The 16,225-nt window shown below is 63.3% G+C and carries 15 protein-coding genes and 1 pseudogene; 8 read left to right on the top strand and 8 right to left on the bottom strand.

Features of this window, described 5'->3' with window-relative positions:
* Nucleotides 1-1,218, bottom strand: coding sequence for a urate hydroxylase PuuD (locus X757_RS154395; protein WP_023671372.1), 1,218 nt, complete (start codon nucleotides 1,216-1,218; stop codon nucleotides 1-3).
* A 135-nt stretch (nucleotides 1,219-1,353) separates the two neighbouring features.
* On the opposite strand from X757_RS154395, the gene X757_RS154400 reads away from it, so the two are divergent.
* The 3 genes from X757_RS154400 to X757_RS154410 all read left to right on the top strand — a co-directional run bounded on the left by X757_RS154400 (nucleotide 1,354) and on the right by X757_RS154410 (nucleotide 4,570).
* Complete coding sequence (locus X757_RS154400; protein WP_023671373.1) at nucleotides 1,354-2,274, top strand: LysR family transcriptional regulator; 921 nt, start codon at nucleotides 1,354-1,356, stop codon at nucleotides 2,272-2,274.
* Between the two features lie 107 nt (nucleotides 2,275-2,381).
* Nucleotides 2,382-3,323 (top strand): LLM class flavin-dependent oxidoreductase, encoded by a 942-nt coding sequence (locus tag X757_RS154405; protein ID WP_023725927.1) that lies wholly within the window; start codon nucleotides 2,382-2,384, stop codon nucleotides 3,321-3,323.
* Complete coding sequence (locus X757_RS154410; protein WP_023725926.1) at nucleotides 3,320-4,570, top strand: LLM class flavin-dependent oxidoreductase; 1,251 nt, start codon at nucleotides 3,320-3,322, stop codon at nucleotides 4,568-4,570. Before X757_RS154405 ends, X757_RS154410 begins: the two co-directional genes overlap by 4 nt.
* Before the next feature lie 12 nt (nucleotides 4,571-4,582).
* On the opposite strand, the gene xdhC is transcribed toward X757_RS154410, so the two are convergent.
* The 5 genes from xdhC to uraH all read right to left on the bottom strand — a co-directional run bounded on the left by xdhC (nucleotide 4,583) and on the right by uraH (nucleotide 9,840).
* Complete coding sequence (gene xdhC, locus X757_RS1000000165720) at nucleotides 4,583-5,215, bottom strand: xanthine dehydrogenase accessory protein XdhC (RefSeq protein WP_373432830.1); 633 nt, start codon at nucleotides 5,213-5,215, stop codon at nucleotides 4,583-4,585.
* A 43-nt stretch (nucleotides 5,216-5,258) separates the two neighbouring features.
* Nucleotides 5,259-5,540: an XdhC family protein gene (locus X757_RS1000000169675; protein ID WP_373432829.1), complete on the bottom strand. Its 282-nt coding sequence runs from the start codon at nucleotides 5,538-5,540 to the stop codon at nucleotides 5,259-5,261.
* Nucleotides 5,541-5,614: 74 nt separating this feature from the next.
* Nucleotides 5,615-7,981: a xanthine dehydrogenase molybdopterin binding subunit gene (xdhB, locus tag X757_RS154415; protein WP_023725925.1), complete on the bottom strand. Its 2,367-nt coding sequence runs from the start codon at nucleotides 7,979-7,981 to the stop codon at nucleotides 5,615-5,617.
* Nucleotides 7,981-9,462 (bottom strand): xanthine dehydrogenase small subunit, encoded by a 1,482-nt coding sequence (gene xdhA, locus X757_RS154420; RefSeq protein ID WP_023725924.1) that lies wholly within the window; start codon nucleotides 9,460-9,462, stop codon nucleotides 7,981-7,983. The genes xdhB and xdhA overlap by 1 nt, the downstream gene beginning before the upstream one ends.
* Before the next feature lie 3 nt (nucleotides 9,463-9,465).
* A complete protein-coding gene (gene uraH, locus X757_RS154425; protein WP_023694734.1) occupies nucleotides 9,466-9,840 on the bottom strand; it encodes a hydroxyisourate hydrolase in 375 nt (124 codons plus the stop codon).
* A 184-nt stretch (nucleotides 9,841-10,024) separates the two neighbouring features.
* Between uraH and puuE the strand changes: the two genes are divergently transcribed.
* From puuE to X757_RS154445, 4 genes are read left to right on the top strand one after another with little or no spacing between them, the layout of a single operon-like run.
* Nucleotides 10,025-11,443 carry an allantoinase PuuE gene (puuE, locus tag X757_RS154430; protein WP_023725923.1) on the top strand — a complete coding sequence of 473 codons (1,419 nt, stop codon included), beginning with the start codon at nucleotides 10,025-10,027 and terminating at the stop codon, nucleotides 11,441-11,443.
* Between the two features lie 32 nt (nucleotides 11,444-11,475).
* A complete protein-coding gene (locus X757_RS154435) occupies nucleotides 11,476-12,333 on the top strand; it encodes a bifunctional allantoicase/(S)-ureidoglycine aminohydrolase (protein WP_373420145.1) in 858 nt (285 codons plus the stop codon).
* Entirely contained in the window at nucleotides 12,330-12,830 is a 501-nt protein-coding gene (locus X757_RS154440) for an ureidoglycolate lyase (RefSeq protein WP_023725922.1), read from the top strand. Before X757_RS154435 ends, X757_RS154440 begins: the two co-directional genes overlap by 4 nt.
* 3 nt (nucleotides 12,831-12,833) lie before the next feature.
* Complete coding sequence (locus tag X757_RS154445) at nucleotides 12,834-13,427, top strand: nucleoside deaminase (protein WP_023683488.1); 594 nt, start codon at nucleotides 12,834-12,836, stop codon at nucleotides 13,425-13,427.
* 10 nt (nucleotides 13,428-13,437) lie between these two features.
* Here the strand turns inward: X757_RS154445 and X757_RS154450 are convergent, their stop codons facing one another.
* Complete coding sequence (locus X757_RS154450) at nucleotides 13,438-13,749, bottom strand: BrnA antitoxin family protein (protein WP_023725921.1); 312 nt, start codon at nucleotides 13,747-13,749, stop codon at nucleotides 13,438-13,440.
* A pseudogene (locus X757_RS01000000164690) lies at nucleotides 13,736-13,991 on the bottom strand (BrnT family toxin). The gene X757_RS154450 and the pseudogene X757_RS01000000164690 overlap by 14 nt, the downstream one beginning before the upstream one ends.
* 179 nt (nucleotides 13,992-14,170) lie before the next feature.
* Here X757_RS01000000164690 and X757_RS154455 point away from each other — a divergent pair.
* Nucleotides 14,171-16,156 (top strand): CocE/NonD family hydrolase, encoded by a 1,986-nt coding sequence (locus X757_RS154455; RefSeq protein WP_023725920.1) that lies wholly within the window; start codon nucleotides 14,171-14,173, stop codon nucleotides 16,154-16,156.
* The last annotated feature ends 69 nt before the right edge of the window (nucleotides 16,157-16,225 follow it).

The raw sequence follows: 16,225 nt of genomic DNA, 5'->3' as shown, positions 1-16,225 counted from the left end.
CTATTTCCCTGCGCCTTCGAACCAGGCGACCAGCAGCGCCCGTTCCTTGTCGCTGATCTGGGTGACGTTGGCGGGCGGCATGGCGTGGCTGCGCCCGGCCTGCAAATAGATTTCACGCGCATGCTCGGCAATGCCGGCGTCGGTGTCGAGCATCACGCCCTTCGGCGCATGGTAGATGCCTTCATAGACCGGCTCGGCCGTATGGCACATCGAGCAGCGGCCAAGCACGGTGTCGCGCACCGCCGGGAAATGCGACGAGGCGATATAGACTTCGGCCGCGGCGGATGCCTTGGGCTCGCCGGTCAGTATTTTCGGCGCTGTCGACAGCCACATGATGATGACGAACAGCACCGCAGCCGCCATCCAGGTCCAGTGGGGGTTGCCGGCACGCTTATGCACGGTGTTGAAATAGTGCCGGATCAAGACGCCGATGATGAACACCAGCGAGGCGATGACCCAGTTGAACTCCGTCGCAAACGCCAGCGGATAGTGGTTCGACAGCATCAGGAACAGCACGGGCAGCGTCAGGTAGTTGTTGTGCAGCGAGCGCTGCTTGGCGATCTTGCCGTATTTCGGGTCGGGCTTTCGGCCGGCAATCAGGTCGGCGACGACGATCTTCTGGTTTGGAATAATCACCATGAAGACATTGGCCGACATGATAGTGGCGGTGATGGCGCCGAGATGCAGGAAAGCGGCGCGGCCGGTGAACAGATGCGTCAGACCCCAGGCGATGAACACCAGAACGCCATAGAGCACCAGCATCAGTCCGGTGTCACTTTTGCCGAGCGGCGACCGGCAGAGCAGATCGTAGACAACCCAGCCGACGCCGATCGTCGCCATCGACAGCAGGATGCCCACGGGAACCGACATGGACAGAACATTGGGGTCGATCAGGAACAGGTCGGCGCCGGCATAGTAGACCACGCACAGCATGGCGAAGCCGGACAGCCAGGTGGCGTAGGATTCCCACTTGAACCAGGTCAGGTGTTCCGGCATTTCGGCCGGCGCCACCAGATATTTCTGGACGTGGTAGAAGCCGCCGCCATGCACCTGCCATTCCTCGCCGAATGCGCCGACCGGCATGCCGGGGCGCTGGCGCAGGCCAAGGTCGAGCGCGACGAAATAGAAGGACGAGCCGATCCAGGCGATGCCGGTGACGACGTGCAGCCAGCGCACGGCGAAACTCAGCCAGTCCCAGAAAATCGCGAAATCCATCATGTGAAATCGTCCCTGCCGATCGGCTGACTTTACGGTGTGGGGCGCAAACGAAAAGAGGCGAGGTGTACGATGACTTTCAAAAAAAAATGGAAAATACTAGGCTGACCACGTACGCCGCCACATAAAGAGCCACCAATGGCCTATCTCGACAACATCGCCGTCTTCGTCCGCGTCGTCGAGCTTGGCAATCTCTCGGCGGCGGGCCGCGACATGCGCATTTCGCCGGCGGTCGCCTCCAACCGCATCAAGGAGCTGGAAAAACACCTCGGCGTGCGGCTGTTCAACCGCACCACACGGCAATTGATGCCGACGGAGCATGGCACGGTGTTCTACTCCGGCGCCAAGCAGGTGCTGGAGGCGATCACCGAGGCGGAAGCCGCGGTCTCGGCGCTTTCCGGCCAGCCGCGCGGCACCATCAAGGTGACCGCCCCGCTCGGCCTTGGACGGCGGCTGGTGGCGTCGGGCATTCCGGATTTCCACGACAAATACCCCGATATCGAGGTGCGGCTGAGGCTCTCCGACCACAATATCGACATCATGAAGGAAGGCATCGACGTCGCCTTCAAGCTCGGCATCATCGAGGATTCCAGCCTGCGGATGCGCGGCATCATGGAATGTGAACGCGTGCTGGTGGCGGCACCGAAATATCTCGAAGCGCGCGGCGAGCCGGTGGAGCCACAGGAGCTGATCGGCAAGAAGCACGACTGCCTGATGCTGCGCTATTCCGGGGCGCGCGAATATGTCTGGACGCTGCAGACGCCGTCCGGCCCGCAGAAATTCGAGGTGCACGGCCCCTACGACACCGACGATGGCGATGTGCTGACCGGCTGGGCGCTGTCGGGCCGCGGCATCATCAACAAGCCGCGCTTCGAGGTCGAACCCTTCATCCGCGACCGGCGGCTGCAGGTCATCCTGGCCAGCACGCCGCCAACGCCGGTGCAGTTCGCCGCCGTCTATCCGCACAAGAAGCTGCAGGATCCAAAGGTGCGGCTGTTGCTCGACTTCATGGCCGAGCGTTGCCAGCGGCTGATCAAGGATTTGCTGGCCGGCAAGTGAGGGGCTGTTGGCCCAGTCGCCAGGGTTGTCTTACAAGCAGGTGACCTTAGGTTCGCATACGCTGCCCTATGATCGATGGTCCCATGCCGACTGACCAGCAAGCCACAATGCATCTTGCCGTTTCGCTCAACATTACTTCCGGGCAGCCGCTCGGGTTCAGCGACCTGGCCGGCTTTGCCAAGCAAGCGGAAGCGGCTGGGCTGGACATGATTGTCCTCGATGATTCCGCGCCGAACAGCGCCGGGTCGAGTTCTTTCGAAGCGACGACCTTGCTGGCGGCGCTGGCCACGGTGACAAGTCGGATCGGCCTTGTCGCTGCAGCCTCGACGGTCGCTCACCAGCCGTACAATCTGGCGCGCCGTTTTGCTTCGCTCGACATCATCAGCCATGGCCGCGCCGGCTGGCACGCGACCATGGCGCAGGCGCCAGGGGAAGCCGCCAATTTCAGCCGGCCGGATGGATTTTCCGACGATGTGTTCCGCCGCCGCACGCAGGAATACATCGGCATCGTTCAGCGCCTGTGGCAGGGCTGGGATGCCGACGCGCTGCTGTTCGACAAGGCCGGCGGTCGCTTCCACGATCCCGAAAAAATGCACCTGCTCGACCACAAAGGCGCATTTTTCTCCGTGCGCGGGCCGCTGAACGTCGCGCGCTCGCCGCAGGATACGCCGGTGCTGGTGCTGTCCGGCCTGTCCGAGGCCGACCTGGATATCGCCGTCCGCACCGCCGATGTCGTCCTGCTGGACAGACCCACAGAGGACGCCAAGGCGCGCCATGACGATCTCAAGCGCCGCGTTGTGGCCTGCGGACGCGATCCGGGTGCGGTCAAGCTGCTGCTGAACGTTGGCGCAGATCTCGCTGCCAACGCGCTCGAAACATTGTTCAGCTCGCAAAGCTGCGACGGGTTCAACATCGCAATACCGCCTGCCGCGATTGACGGTTTCATCGGCCGCGTGCTGCCGGAATTGCAGCGCCGCAGCCTCGTCCGCCCGGATTATCCCGGCACCACCTTGCGCTCGCATCTCAGACTTGCCGGAGGAGCGCAATGACCCGCCAGATGAAGCTTGGCGCCTTCCTGTGGGCGACGGGCCACCACATCGCCGCCTGGCGTCACCCCAAGGCGCATGTTACGGCAGGCATCGACATCGATCATTACATCCAGCTGGCGCGCACGGCGGAAGCGGCGAAGTTCGACATGGTGTTCTGCGAGGACGCCGCCGGTCTGCGCGAAGCCAATGTCGGCATCGCCAGCCAGACCTCACGCTCGATCGGCTTCGAGCCGATCAGCCTGCTGTCCGCGCTCGCCGTGCAGACCAGCGGCATCGGCCTCGTTTCGACGGCGTCGACCAGCTACAACGAGCCCTACGGTCTGGCGCGCACCTTTCTGTCGCTCGATCATCTGAGTGGTGGCCGGGCTGGCTGGAACCTGGTGACGTCGGCCAGCCCCATCGAAGCCGCCAATTTCGGCGCGACGGGCCTGAAACCCCATGCCGACCGCTACGAGCGGGCGCGCGAATTCGCCGAGGTGGTATCAGGACTTTGGCAAGGCAGTGGCTTTCACGGCCACAACGGCCAGAGCTTTTCGGTGCGCGACCCGCTCGACCTGCCGCGCTCGCCGCAGGGCGCGCCGGTGATGGTGCAGGCCGGCGCCTCGGATGTCGGCCGCGACCTTGCCGCACGCACGGCCGACGTCGTGTTCACGGCGGCGCAGACCCTCGAGGAAGCCAAGGCCTTTTACGACGACCTCAAGGGCCGTATGGCGGCCTATGGGCGAGAACCCGACGACATCAAGATCATGCCCGGCGTCTCCCCGGTGGTGGCAGACACCGAGGCCGAAGCGCGGGAGAAACAGGAGGAATTGCAGGCGCTGATCCCGGACGATGTCGGCGTGGCGCTGCTGTCCAGCTATCTCAGCATCTCCGATCTCGGGAGCTATCCGATCGACGGACCGCTGCCCGAACTGCCGGAGACCGAGGGCATGAAAAGCCGCCAGGCGCTGGTCATCGAACAATCGCGCCGCGACGGCCTGTCGATCCGCCAGCTTGCGCGCCATTTCGCCGGCGCACGTGGCCATTGGCGTATCGTCGGCACGCCGGTGCAGATCGCTGACGAATTGCAGGCGCGGTTCGAGGGCGGCGGCGCGGACGGCTTCAACGTCATGCCGTCATACTTCCCCGGCGAGCTCGATGCCTTTTGCGAACTCGTGGTGCCGGAACTGCAGCGGCGCGGACTGTTCCGTCGGGAATACGAAGGCAGCACCTTGCGAGATCATCTTGGCCTGAAGCGGCCTGCTTAGCCGCGCCGAAGCTTAGCCGGGCATCATCTTGTGCTGGACTTCATGGTCGGCATTCGGCGCGGTGTTGTGAACGACCAGTGCCGTCATGATCTCGGCTGCCGCGAGCGCCGCGATCACCGGCGGGCGCTTGTCCCTGACGGCGTCGCCGCCGATCGGGGAGACGAGGCGGGCCAACTCAGCCTCCGTGCCATCCGCCGATTTCAGGAACCAGTTCCTGAACGTCGCTCTCTTGGTTTTCGAGCCGATCATGCCGACATAGGCCGCGTCGTCGCGCTTCAGCGCCTCGGCGACGATGAGGAAATCCAGCGCATGGTCGTGGGTGAGGATGGCGAAGGCGGTGCCGGCGGGAGCGTTTCGCACCTCGGCCTCGGGCATCGGCGTCAGCCGCCTCTCAACCGTCTCCGGCATGTCTTCCAGCGCTTCGGCCCGCGTCTCAATGACGACGCCATGCACGGGAAGAAGTGCTACCGTCGCGGCCAGCGCCTGGCCGACATGGCCGCCGCCGAACATATAGACATGCGGCAGGTGGGCTTCCTCGGCTTCTGCGGCCGCAATCAGCTCGGCAGTAAGCGCGGCATCGACGATACGGATCAAGACTTCGACGCGCCCGCCGCAGCACTGGCCGATCTCGGGACCTAGCGGCACGTCAAGCGTGGCGCAGACTTCGTCGAAGCCGATGCGGGCTTCTTTACCCTCCCCCTTGTGGGGAGGGTCGGTGAGCGGACGCCGCGTGGCGGCGTCCGCGAAACGGGGNGGGGGAGGGTGAAGACCCCACCATCTGCCTCGCCTTGTCGATCGCCATGTACTCGAGCTGACCGCCGCCGATCGTGCCAAAAATCGCCGCCTGCGATACGAGCATGAAGGCGCCCTTCTCGCGCGGAGTCGAGCCTTTGGTGCCGGCCACTTCGACCAGAGCAAGCCGGCCGGCGCTGGCGAGAAAAGCTCTGAGGCTTTGCACTTTCGAGTTCATATTTCGCATTCCCGTACGGGAAATATAGAGTTTTTCAGTCTGAATTGCACGTTTTGCCAGAATCCAGGTCAGAGTCAGGCGCTATTCTCGGCTTCACCCTTCAACCGTTCGATCGCCATCAGCACCCGTTCTGGTGTTGCAGGAGCGTCGAGACGCGGACAGACCTTATGATCGGCCACACTTGCCACCGCGTCCGACAGCGCATGCAGCACAGACATGCCGAGCGGGAAGGGCGGTTCGCCGACCGCCTTGGAACGGTGCACCGTCGGCTCGTTGGCCTCCGGCCAGTCGGCCAGCGTGACGTTGAATATCTTCGGCCGGTCGGACGCGAGCGGGATCTTGTAGGTCGACGGCGCATGCGTGCGCAGCCGGCCCTTGTCGTCCCACCACAGCTCCTCCGTCGTCAGCCAGCCCATGCCCTGGATGAAGCCGCCCTCGATCTGGCCGAGATCGATGGCGCGGTTCAGCGAGCGGCCGGTTTCATGCAATATGTCGGTGCGCTCGACGACATATTCGCCGGTCAGCGTGTCGACCGAGACTTCCGAGCACGAGGCGCCATAGGCGAAATAATAGAACGGACGGCCCTCGCCCTTGTCACGGTTCCAGTGGATTTTCGGCGTCTTGTAAAAACCCGCCGCCGACAGTTGGATGCGGGCCATATAGGCCTGCTTGACAAGGTCGGTGAAGGCGATCTCCTGGTTGCCGATGCGCACCCGGTTGGGCAGGAAAAGCACCTGCTCGCGCGGCACCTGGTATTTTTCGGCGGCGAAGTCGGTCAGCCGTTCCTTGATCTGGCGGGCGCCGTTCTGCGCCGCCATGCCGTTGAGGTCGGTGCCGGACGACGCCGCGGTGGCCGAAGTGTTGGGCACCTTGCCGGTGGTCGTCGCGGTGATCTTGACCTGGTCGAGGTCGATCTGGAACTCTTCCGCCACCACCTGCGCCACCTTGACGTAGAGGCCTTGCCCCATCTCGGTGCCGCCGTGATTCAGATGCACCGAACCGTCGGTATAGACATGCACCAGCGCGCCGGCCTGGTTGTAGTGGGTGGCCGTGAAAGAGATGCCGAATTTGACCGGCGTCAGCGCCAGGCCGCGCTTGATGAAGCGGCTGTTGGCGTTGAAGGCCTGGATGATGCGGCGGCGCCCCGCATAGTCGGCGCTCGCCTCCAGCTCGGCGACGATGCGGTGGATGATGTTGTCCTCGACCGTCTGGTGATACGGGGTGACGTTGCGGCCCCCGTCTTTATCACCACTGGTGCCATAAAAATTCTGCTTGCGGATTTCGAGCGGGTCCTTGCCGACGGCAAAGGCAACCTCGTCGATGACGCGTTCGGCGCCGACCATGCCTTGCGGGCCGCCGAAGCCGCGAAACGCCGTGTTCGACACGGTGTTGGTGTAAAGCGGCGCCGATTGCGCATGCACCGCCGGCCAGAAATAGGTGTTGTCGCAATGGAACAGCGCGCGGTCGGTGACCGGGCCGGACAGGTCCGATGAAAAGCCGCAACGCGCCGCGAACATGAAGTCGACGCCAAGAATGTTGCCGGCGTCGTCGAAACCTACTTCGTAGTCGACGAGGAAGTCATGGCGCTTGCCGGTGGCAATCATGTCGTCGTCACGGTCGGGCCGGATCTTGACCGCGCGATGGTGTTTCTTGGCGGCGATCGCAGCCAATGCCGCAAACTGGTTGCCTTGCGTCTCCTTCCCGCCGAAGCCGCCACCCATGCGGCGGATTTCCACTGTGATGGCGTTGCTCGGCACGCCCAGCGCATGGCTGACCATATGCTGGACTTCGCTCGGATGCTGGGTCGAGGAATAGATGGTGACGTCCTGGTCCTCGCCAGGAATGGCCACTGCGATATGGCCTTCGAGATAGAAATGCTCCTGGCCGCCGATGCGCATCTTGCCCTTCAGCCGGCGCGGCGCCGCCTTGATCGCGGCAGCGGCATCGCCACGCTTCAGCGTGAGCGGCGGCGTGACCAGCTTGTCCTTGCGGGGGTCGAGATCGCCAATGTCGGTGACGAAAGGCAATGGACTGTATTCGACCTTGGCCAGCCGGGTGGCGCGGCGCGCCTGTTCGCGCGTCTTGGCAATAACGCAGAAGATCGGCTGACCATAAAACTGCACCTTGCCGTCGGCCAGCACCGGCTCGTCGTGTCGACCGGTCGGCGAAATGTCATTTTCGCCCGGAACGTCCTTGGCCGTCAGCACATCGACGACGCCCGGCGCCGCGCGCACCGCCGACAGATCCATTTTGCTGATCGTCGCATGCGTCGCCGTGGACAGGCCGAGGCAGCCATGCAGCATGCCCGCCGGTTCCGGCATATCGTCGATATAGACCGCGCTGCCGCTGACATGCTTGTGCGCGGAATCGTGGCGCTGGTCGGCGGCGACGCCACCGGAAATCTTCTGCGCCTTGAGATCTGGAGAGGCGTGCTTGTTCATCAGGCCGCCTCGTTGCGTGACACCTGGAACGGCGCCTTGCTGCCGCTGGTTTCGGCAAAAAAGCGCAGCAGCAGGTTCCTGGCCGCCAGCGCCCGGTATTCGGCCGATGCCCGCATATCGGTCAGCGGGGTGAAATCGCCGGCATATTCAGCCATGGCGGCTTCCACCGTTGTCTCCGTCCACGGCTTGCCGAGCAGCGCTTTTTCGACACCGAAAGCCCGCTTCGGGGTGGCCGCCATGCCGCCATAGGCGATGCATATATCGGCCACGGTTCCGTCCTCGGCCAAGTCGAGGAAAAAGGCGCCAAGGGCTGCGGTGATGTCCTCGTCGCGGCGCTTGGTGATCTTGTAGACGGCAAACTTCGTGCCCTTGGCCGGCACGGGAACGTGCACGGCCTCGACGAATTCGCCTGGCTGCCGGTCCTGCTTGCCATAGGCGATGAAGAAATCCTCGAGCGCGATGGTGCGCCGCTTCTTGCCGCGGCGCAGCGTCAGTTGCGCACCAAGCGCGATCAGGGGCGGCGGCGTGTCGCCGATCGGCGAGCCATTGGCGATGTTGCCGCCGATGGTGCCCATGTTTCGTACCTGTTCGCCGCCGATGCGGTCGAACAATGCCCCGAGCGCGGGGATGCGCTTGGCCAGTGTCGCGAAGGCGTCGGTGTAGGTGACGCCGGCTCCGATGGTGATGACGTCATTGTCTTCGGAGATCGCGCACAGCCCCTCGAGATTGCCGATGAAGACTACCGGTGAGATGTCGCGCATGTGCTTGGTGACCCACAGGCCGACGTCGGTCGAGCCGGCGACAACAGTGGCGTCGGGTTCCTTATCCAGTACAGCGGCGAAATCATCGGCGTTGGCCGGGACGACCAACCTCAGCTTGCCGGCGCCGATTTCGACGCGGGCACCGTCATGCATAGCCTCGAGCCTGGCCGTGATCGCCTTGCGCTCGGCCGCCAGCGGATCCTTCGCCGCCTTGCCGTAGCTGGAGATGGCACGCGCGGCGCGCATGATTGCCTCATAGCCGGTGCAGCGGCAAAGATTGCCTTGCAAGGCCTTCTCGATCGCCGCATTCGACGGGTCCGGCGACTTCATCCACAAGCCGTAGAGCGACATGACGAAGCCCGGCGTGCAGAAGCCGCATTGCGAAGCGTGGAAATCGACCATCGCCTGCTGCACCGGATGCAATTGGCCAGGCGCGCCGCGCAGATGCTCGACGGTGACGACATGGGTGCCGTCGAGCGAACCGAGGAAACGGATGCAGGCGTTGACGCTTTCATAAACCAGCTTGCCGGCGGACAATTTTCCGACCAGGACCGTGCAGGCGCCGCAATCGCCCTCGGCGCAGCCTTCCTTGGTGCCGCGCAGCGAGCGGTCGAGCCGCAGCCAGTCGAGCAAGGTCGCGTCGGGCGCCACCGACGACAGCGCGACATCCCTGCCATTGAGGATGAAGCGGATCTCGTTGCGTATGGTGATCTTGGCCATGCGTCAGCTCCCCCTGTAGGTCGAGTAGCCATAGGGAGAGATAAGCAACGGCACGTGATAATGCACGGATTCTGCCATGCCGAAGCGGATCGGCACGCTGTCGAGGAAGGCCGGTTCCGGCAGTTTGGTGCCCTGGCCGCGTAGATAGTCACCGGCGGCGAAGACCAGTTCGTATTCGCCAAGGCGGAACTCCGCTCCTGCCAGCAGCGGCGCATCGCAGCGGCCGTCGGCATTTGTGACGACGGTCTTCAAATGTATCCGCGCGTCGCTCTCAAGATGATAAAGCGCGATCGACAGGCCCGCCGCCGGCTTGCCGGTCGCGGTGTCGAGCACATGCGTCGTCAGACGTCCGCCATCGGCTTTCGACGTTTCTGCCACTGGCGCCTCCCATTTCCGATACAGCCGAACAAAGCAGTGAATTGTGCGCCAATTAAAGGCGATGCATAAGTCCCGGTCGAGCGGAGTGGCACAAAAACACTTTCAAAAATTTCGGGGGAATGCGCGAGCAACCCTTTCGACTATCCTGATCACAACTTCCGGCAGCGTCCGGCGGGGAGGGGCAATGCGTTACTCTAGAGACATGCGCGGCTACGGAGCCAATCCGCCGGATCCGAGATGGCCGGGCGGTGCGCATGTGGCCGTCCAATTCGTCGTCAACTACGAGGAAGGCGGCGAGAACTGCGTGCTGCACGGCGACAAGGCCTCGGAAGCCTTCCTGTCGGAAATCGTCGGCGCCGCGCCCTGGGTCGGCCAGCGCCACTGGAACATGGAATCGATCTACGAATATGGCGCGCGGGCAGGCTTCTGGCGGCTGCTGCGCCTGTTCAGCGAGGCGCAAGTGCCGGTGACCTGCTACGGGGTCGCCTCAGCATTAGCCCGGTCGCCCGACCAGGTGGCGGCGATGCAGGAGGCCGGCTGGGAAATGGCCTCGCACGGGCTGAAATGGATCGACTACCGCGACCACAGCGCCGAGGACGAGCGCCGCGACCTCGAAGCGGCGATCAAGCTGCACTACGAGGTGACAGGCCAACGGCCGACCGGCTGGTACACCGGCCGCACCTCGGTCAATACGGTGCGGTTGGTGGCCGAAGAGGGCGGCTTCGACTATGTGTCGGACACTTATGACGACGAACTGCCCTACTGGTTCGAGCACAGCGGCGGCGCGCAACTCGTCATCCCCTACACGCTCGATGCCAACGACATGCGTTTCGCCACGCCGCAGGGATTCAATTCCGGCGACCAGTTCTTCGCCTATTTGAAGGACAGTTTCGACACGCTCTATGCCGAGGGCAAAGCGGGCCGGCCGCGGATGATGAATATCGGCCTGCATTGCCGCCTCGTCGGACGTCCCGGGCGGGTGGCGGCGCTGAAGCGCTTCGTCGACTATGTCAGATCGCACGACAAGGTCTGGCTGGCACGGCGCATCGATATCGCTAGGCACTGGCAGGAGAACCACCCCTACCAGCCGGCGGCGCTCAAGCCGTCGAAGATGGCGTTCGAGACCTTCGTCGACACTTTCGGCGGCGTGTTCGAACATTCGCCCTGGATCGCCGAACGTGCCTATGAGCTGGAGCTTGGGCCGGCGCATGACAGCGCCGGCGGCCTGCACAATGCGCTCTGCCGCGTCTTCCGCGCCGCCAGCGAAACCGAGCGGATCGGCGTCCTCAACGCCCATCCCGATCTCGCTGGCAAACTGGCCAAAGCGAGACGCCTCACTGCGGAATCCACACGCGAGCAGGCCTCCGCCGGCCTCGACGCGCTGACCGACAAGGAGCGCGAGCTGTTTTCTAAGCTCAACGCCGCTTACGTCACCACCTTCGGCTTTCCCTTCATCATCGCGGTGCGGGGCAAGACCAAGGAGGAAATCCTCGCCGAGTTCGAGGCGCGCATCGGCAACAGCCGTGGCGTCGAACTCGATACCGCCTGCAAACAGGTCGAGCGCATCGCGCTGCTCCGCCTGAAAGACATGCTCCCGCTCTAATGAAATGACTGAGGGGTCAGGACCCAATGGATATGATCAAGACTGACCAGAAAACCTATTATGCACCGCATGGCGGCCATCCCGGCCAAACTGAGCTTTTGACCGGCCGCGCCGTCTTCACCGAGGCCTATGCCGTCATACCGAAGGGAGTGATGCAGGACATCGTCACCAGCCCACTGCCGTTCTGGGACGAGACCAGGGCCTGGATCATCGCCAGGCCGCTTTCGGGTTTCGCCGAGACATTTTCGCAGTACATCGTCGAGGTCCTGCCCGGCGGCGGCAGCGACCGGCCCGAGCCGGACGCCGGCGCCGAGGGCGTGCTGTTCGTGGTTGAGGGCGAGTTGACCGTTTCGCTGGCCGGCAAGAAGCACGTGCTGCAAGCCGGCGGTTTTGCCTTCCTGCCGCCGGACAGCGGCTGGACGGTGCGCAACGAAGGTCGCGACGCCGTACGCTTCCACTGGATCAGGAAGGCCTATGAGGCCGTCGACGGCATCGACGCGCCGGAAGTCTTGTTCAGCAGTGACCAGCAAATGGCGCCGACGCCGATGCCCGGCACCGAGGGTCGCTGGGCGACGACCCGTTTCGTCGATCCAGCCGACATGCGCCACGACATGCATGTCACCATCGTTACGCTCGAGCCTGGCGCCGTCATCCCATTTGCCGAGACGCATGTCATGGAGCACGGGCTCTATGTCTTGGAAGGCAAGGCGGTCTACCGCCTCAACCAGGATTGGGTCGAGGTCGAGGCCGGCGACTTCATGTGGCTGCGCGCCTTCTGCCCGCAGGCCTGCTACGCGGGCGGCCCAGGCAAATTCCGCTATCTCCTTTACAAGGACGTCAACCGGCACGCCAAGCTCGGCGGGGCGGGCATTGGCGGTCGCGCGCGGTGACCCGCATCACAGCGCGGCCGCTGACCCGCGAAAGCTTTGCCGGCTTCGGCGATGTCATCGACATGGGCGGCGGCAATCACTACCCGATCAATGGCGGCAAGACCGAGCGCTACCACAATCTCGCCACCGCTGAAGCCGCGGGACCGAATGCCCGCGTGCTGATCTCGATGGCGCGCGGCACGCCTTACGATCTGCCGCTGAAGCTGACCATGGTCGAGCGCCATCCCTTGGGCAGCCAGGCGTTCATCCCGCTGTCGCCGCGGCCTTTCCTGGTCGTCGTCTGCCATGACGGCAAGGACGGTCCGGGCGAGCCGCACGCCTTCATCACCGCACCCGGGCAAGGCGTCAACTATCCGCGCAATCTCTGGCACGGCGTGCTGACGCCGCTCGGCGAAGCGCAGGATTTCGTCATCGTCGACCGCGGCGGTGACGGCTCCAACCTCGAAGAGTTCCATTTCTCGCACCCCTACGAAATCCATCTCCCCAACGAGACCTGAGAAATGACCGACATATCGCTGATCGACCGCCTGCTCGATGTCATCGAGCACGACATCGTGCCGAAAACGGCAGAGGGCGTGGCCCATGGGAACAAGCTGTTCGGCGCCGCCATCCTGCGGAAGGGCGACCGCTCGCTGGTGCTGGCCGAAACCAACAACGAGATGGAAAATCCGCTCTGGCATGGCGAGGTGCACTGCCTGAAGCGTTTCTATGAAATGCCGAAAGCCGAGCGCGTCGACACCAAGGACGCCATCTTCATCGCCACGCATGAGCCCTGCTCGCTCTGCCTGTCGGCGATCACCTGGACCGGCTTCGACAATTTCTACTACCTCTTCAGCCACGAGGATTCACGCGACAGCTTTGCGATCCCGCACGATCTGAAAATCCTGAAAGAGGTCTTCACTCTTGATCCCGGCGGCTACAATGCCGAGAACGCTTATTGGAAGAGTTTTTCCATTCGCAGGCTGGTGCGGGCGCTGCCCGAGGCCGAGCGCGGCCGGCTTGAGGCAAGGATCGGCAATATTTCTGCCCGCTACGACGAACTGTCCGGCGCTTATCAGGCGCGCAAGGCCGAAAACGACATTCCGCTGAACTGACGCGGATTGCCTAGCCTACCTTCGCGTTTTTCAGCACCTCGTTGATCCTGGCCTGCCAGCCCTTGCCGGTCGCCTTGAATTTACTGATGACATCCTGATCCAGACGGATGGACACGACTTGCTTAGGCTTCTCCACGGCTGGCCGGCCACGAGTACGCCTTATGCTCTCGAAAAGTTCTGGAAACACTTCCGCGAAAGGCCTGGCTTGCGCCAACTGTTCGTCTGTCGTCTCCGCATCGTCGGGATCATCAACAATTTGTCTTTGAATTTCCCCTTCCTCCGCATCGGTAAGCGGTCGAACACGCGATTTAGGATTGTTCATATACTGACCTTTCCTTTCGGCTGGCACGGCGCATCGAGATCACCGAAATCGCCTCCGAACCAAGCGGCTTGAAAATCACGGCCAGGATGATCTCTCCGAATTCGCCAATCGCCTTGAACCGGTCGGCCTTGGCTGGAAGGACGGTTGAAGTCGCAAAAAAACTCAATATCGAGTTCGGCAAAATCGAGACCCCGGCTGTCCAGGTTCGTCACGCGCTTTGGCTCATCCCAAACGATTTTCAGGCGAAATCCTCATCACGTTGGGTTCAGTTAATAAATGTAATACATTAATTATAATCCTGCAACATCAGGGCAAAACAATCGGGCTACATATCGTGGCGTCGTCGCGGCGACACCGGCCGTCGCCCGTTTGACTTCATGACATGCCCGCTTCATGCGTCACTGACATCCTGGAGCATCGCATGAAAACCATCACCGAATTTCCCCGCAAGGTCATCGAATTCCCCGATATGGGCATCGTCATGCCGGATGGTTGCCGGCTGTCGGCGCGGGTGTGGATGCCGGACGATGCGAGCGAGGATCCGGTGCCGGCAATCCTTGAGCACCTGCCCTATCGCAAGCGCGACGGCACCATCTTTCGCGATCAACTGACGCATCCCTATTTTGCCGGCCACGGCTACGCCTCGATCCGCGTCGACATGCGCGGCAATGGCGATTCCGAAGGGCTGATGGACGACGAATATTCCGAGCAGGAATTGCAGGACGCCTGCGATGTGATTGCCTGGGCGGCAGCACAGCCCTGGTGCAATGGCAGTGTCGGCATGATGGGCATTTCCTGGGGCGGCTTCAACTGCCTGCAGGTGGCGGCCAAGCAGCCGCCGGCGCTGAAGGCGGTGATCAGCCTGTGCTCGACCGTCGACCGCTACGCCGACGACATCCACTACAAGGGCGGCTGCCTTTTGACGGAAAATTTCGGCTGGGCCTCGACCATGTTGTCCTATTCGTCGCGACCGCCGGATCCGCTGATTGCTGGCGACAACCGCTGGCGCGACCTCTGGCTGACGCGCCTGGAGAACCAGTCTTTCCTTCTGCCGCTCTGGCTCAGCCATCAGCATCGCGACGCCTATTGGAAACGCGGTTCGATCTGCGAGGATTTCTCCGCGGTCAAAGCCGCCGTGCTGTCGATCGGCGGCTGGCATGACGGCTACCGCAACACGATTTCGCATCTGGTCACCAGCATCCAGGCGCCGGTGAAGGGCATTGTCGGGCCATGGATCCACAAATACCCGCATTATGCCGAACCCAAACCCGCCATCGGCTTCCAGCAGGAGGCGTTGCGCTGGTGGGACAGCTGGTTGAAGGGCGTCGAGACCGGCGTGGAGGCCGACCCGGACTACCGCGCCTATGTCATGGACAGTGTGCGGCCGGCGCGCTGGCACCCGGAGCGGCCGGGCCGTTGGGTGGCCGAACAGGAATGGCCGTCTCCCAACATCAAGGTCGGGGCGATCGAACTCATTGCTGACGGCGTCAGGCCGGCGATCGTGGCGACCCCGCAAAGCTGCGGGCTCGCCGGCGGCGAATATTTTCCCTTCACCTTTGGCCCGGAACTGCCGGGCGACCAGCGCCCGGACGACGCGCTGTCCGTCTGCTTCGATCAGCCTGTGCTTGCCGAGGCACTCGACATCGTCGGCGCGCCGGAGCTTCTCATCCGGGTGTCGTCCGATCGCCCGCAGGCGAACATCGCGGTGCGGCTGTGCGACGTGCACCCCGACGGCGCCTCGGAACTGATCTCCTACGGCGTGCTCAACCTGACGCATCGTTCTTCGCACGAACAGCCGCAAGCGCTGGTGCCGGGCGAAACGGTTTCGGCGCGCGTTATTCTCGACCAGTGCGCCTACCGCGTGCCGGCCGGACACCGCCTGCGCATCGCGGTTTCCAATGCTTACTGGCCGATGATCTGGCCGTCGCCGGAGCCGGTGCGGCTCGACCTTTCAGCGGCGACGCTGAGGCTGCCGCTGCGCCCGCTCGCAAAAGCCGACGAGACCTCGTTCCAGTCTCCCGAAGGCGCAACACCCTGGGCAACCGCGACAGTTCGTGCAGCGAATTCCGAGCGTCACGTCGATCGCGATGAGAAGACCGGCATCGTCACGCTCTCGATCACGGATGATTTCGGCGAAGTGCGCGATCTCGCGCATGGACTGGCCAATGGCAGCATTGCCCGCGAGAGCTGGACGATCCACCCCGACGAGCCGCTGTCTGCCTCGGGTCGCACGCACTGGACGCAGACCTTGTCGCGAAACGGGTGGTCGGTGCGCACCGAGACGTCGGCTGAAATGCGCTGCGATGCGCAAAACTTCATCGTCAGCGCCAGAATCGAAGCCTATGAGGGCGAAACGCTGGTTTTCGAACGCGATTTCGAAGAGACGATCCCGCGCGACCTGCTCTGAGCGTCCACCCGACTGGTCCAGTTGCGACGCACGATTTACGCCACGGCATGTCGCATTCCGTCTTGCTTA

Source organism: Mesorhizobium sp. LSHC412B00 (genome assembly GCF_000503035.1).
Taxonomy (GTDB): domain Bacteria; phylum Pseudomonadota; class Alphaproteobacteria; order Rhizobiales; family Rhizobiaceae; genus Mesorhizobium.
The sequence above is the reverse complement of the archived record's forward strand: the minus strand, read 5'-3'. Positions and strand labels throughout refer to the sequence as shown.

Excerpts from the sequence above, each read along its gene's own strand:
- X757_RS154450 (WP_023725921.1), bottom strand. The coding sequence starts at position 13,749 with ATGAACAATCCTAAATCGCGTGTTCGACCGCTTACCGATGCGGAGGAA.
- X757_RS154455 (WP_023725920.1), top strand. The coding sequence starts at position 14,171 with ATGAAAACCATCACCGAATTTCCCCGCAAGGTCATCGAATTCCCCGAT.
- X757_RS154445 (WP_023683488.1), top strand. The coding sequence starts at position 12,834 with ATGACCGACATATCGCTGATCGACCGCCTGCTCGATGTCATCGAGCAC.
- X757_RS154435 (WP_373420145.1), top strand. The coding sequence starts at position 11,476 with ATGATCAAGACTGACCAGAAAACCTATTATGCACCGCATGGCGGCCAT.
- X757_RS154395 (WP_023671372.1), bottom strand. The coding sequence starts at position 1,218 with ATGATGGATTTCGCGATTTTCTGGGACTGGCTGAGTTTCGCCGTGCGC.
- X757_RS154410 (WP_023725926.1), top strand. The coding sequence starts at position 3,320 with ATGACCCGCCAGATGAAGCTTGGCGCCTTCCTGTGGGCGACGGGCCAC.
- puuE (WP_023725923.1), top strand. The coding sequence starts at position 10,025 with ATGCGTTACTCTAGAGACATGCGCGGCTACGGAGCCAATCCGCCGGAT.
- xdhB (WP_023725925.1), bottom strand. The coding sequence starts at position 7,981 with ATGAACAAGCACGCCTCTCCAGATCTCAAGGCGCAGAAGATTTCCGGT.
- X757_RS154405 (WP_023725927.1), top strand. The coding sequence starts at position 2,382 with ATGCATCTTGCCGTTTCGCTCAACATTACTTCCGGGCAGCCGCTCGGG.
- X757_RS154400 (WP_023671373.1), top strand. The coding sequence starts at position 1,354 with ATGGCCTATCTCGACAACATCGCCGTCTTCGTCCGCGTCGTCGAGCTT.
- xdhA (WP_023725924.1), bottom strand. The coding sequence starts at position 9,462 with ATGGCCAAGATCACCATACGCAACGAGATCCGCTTCATCCTCAATGGC.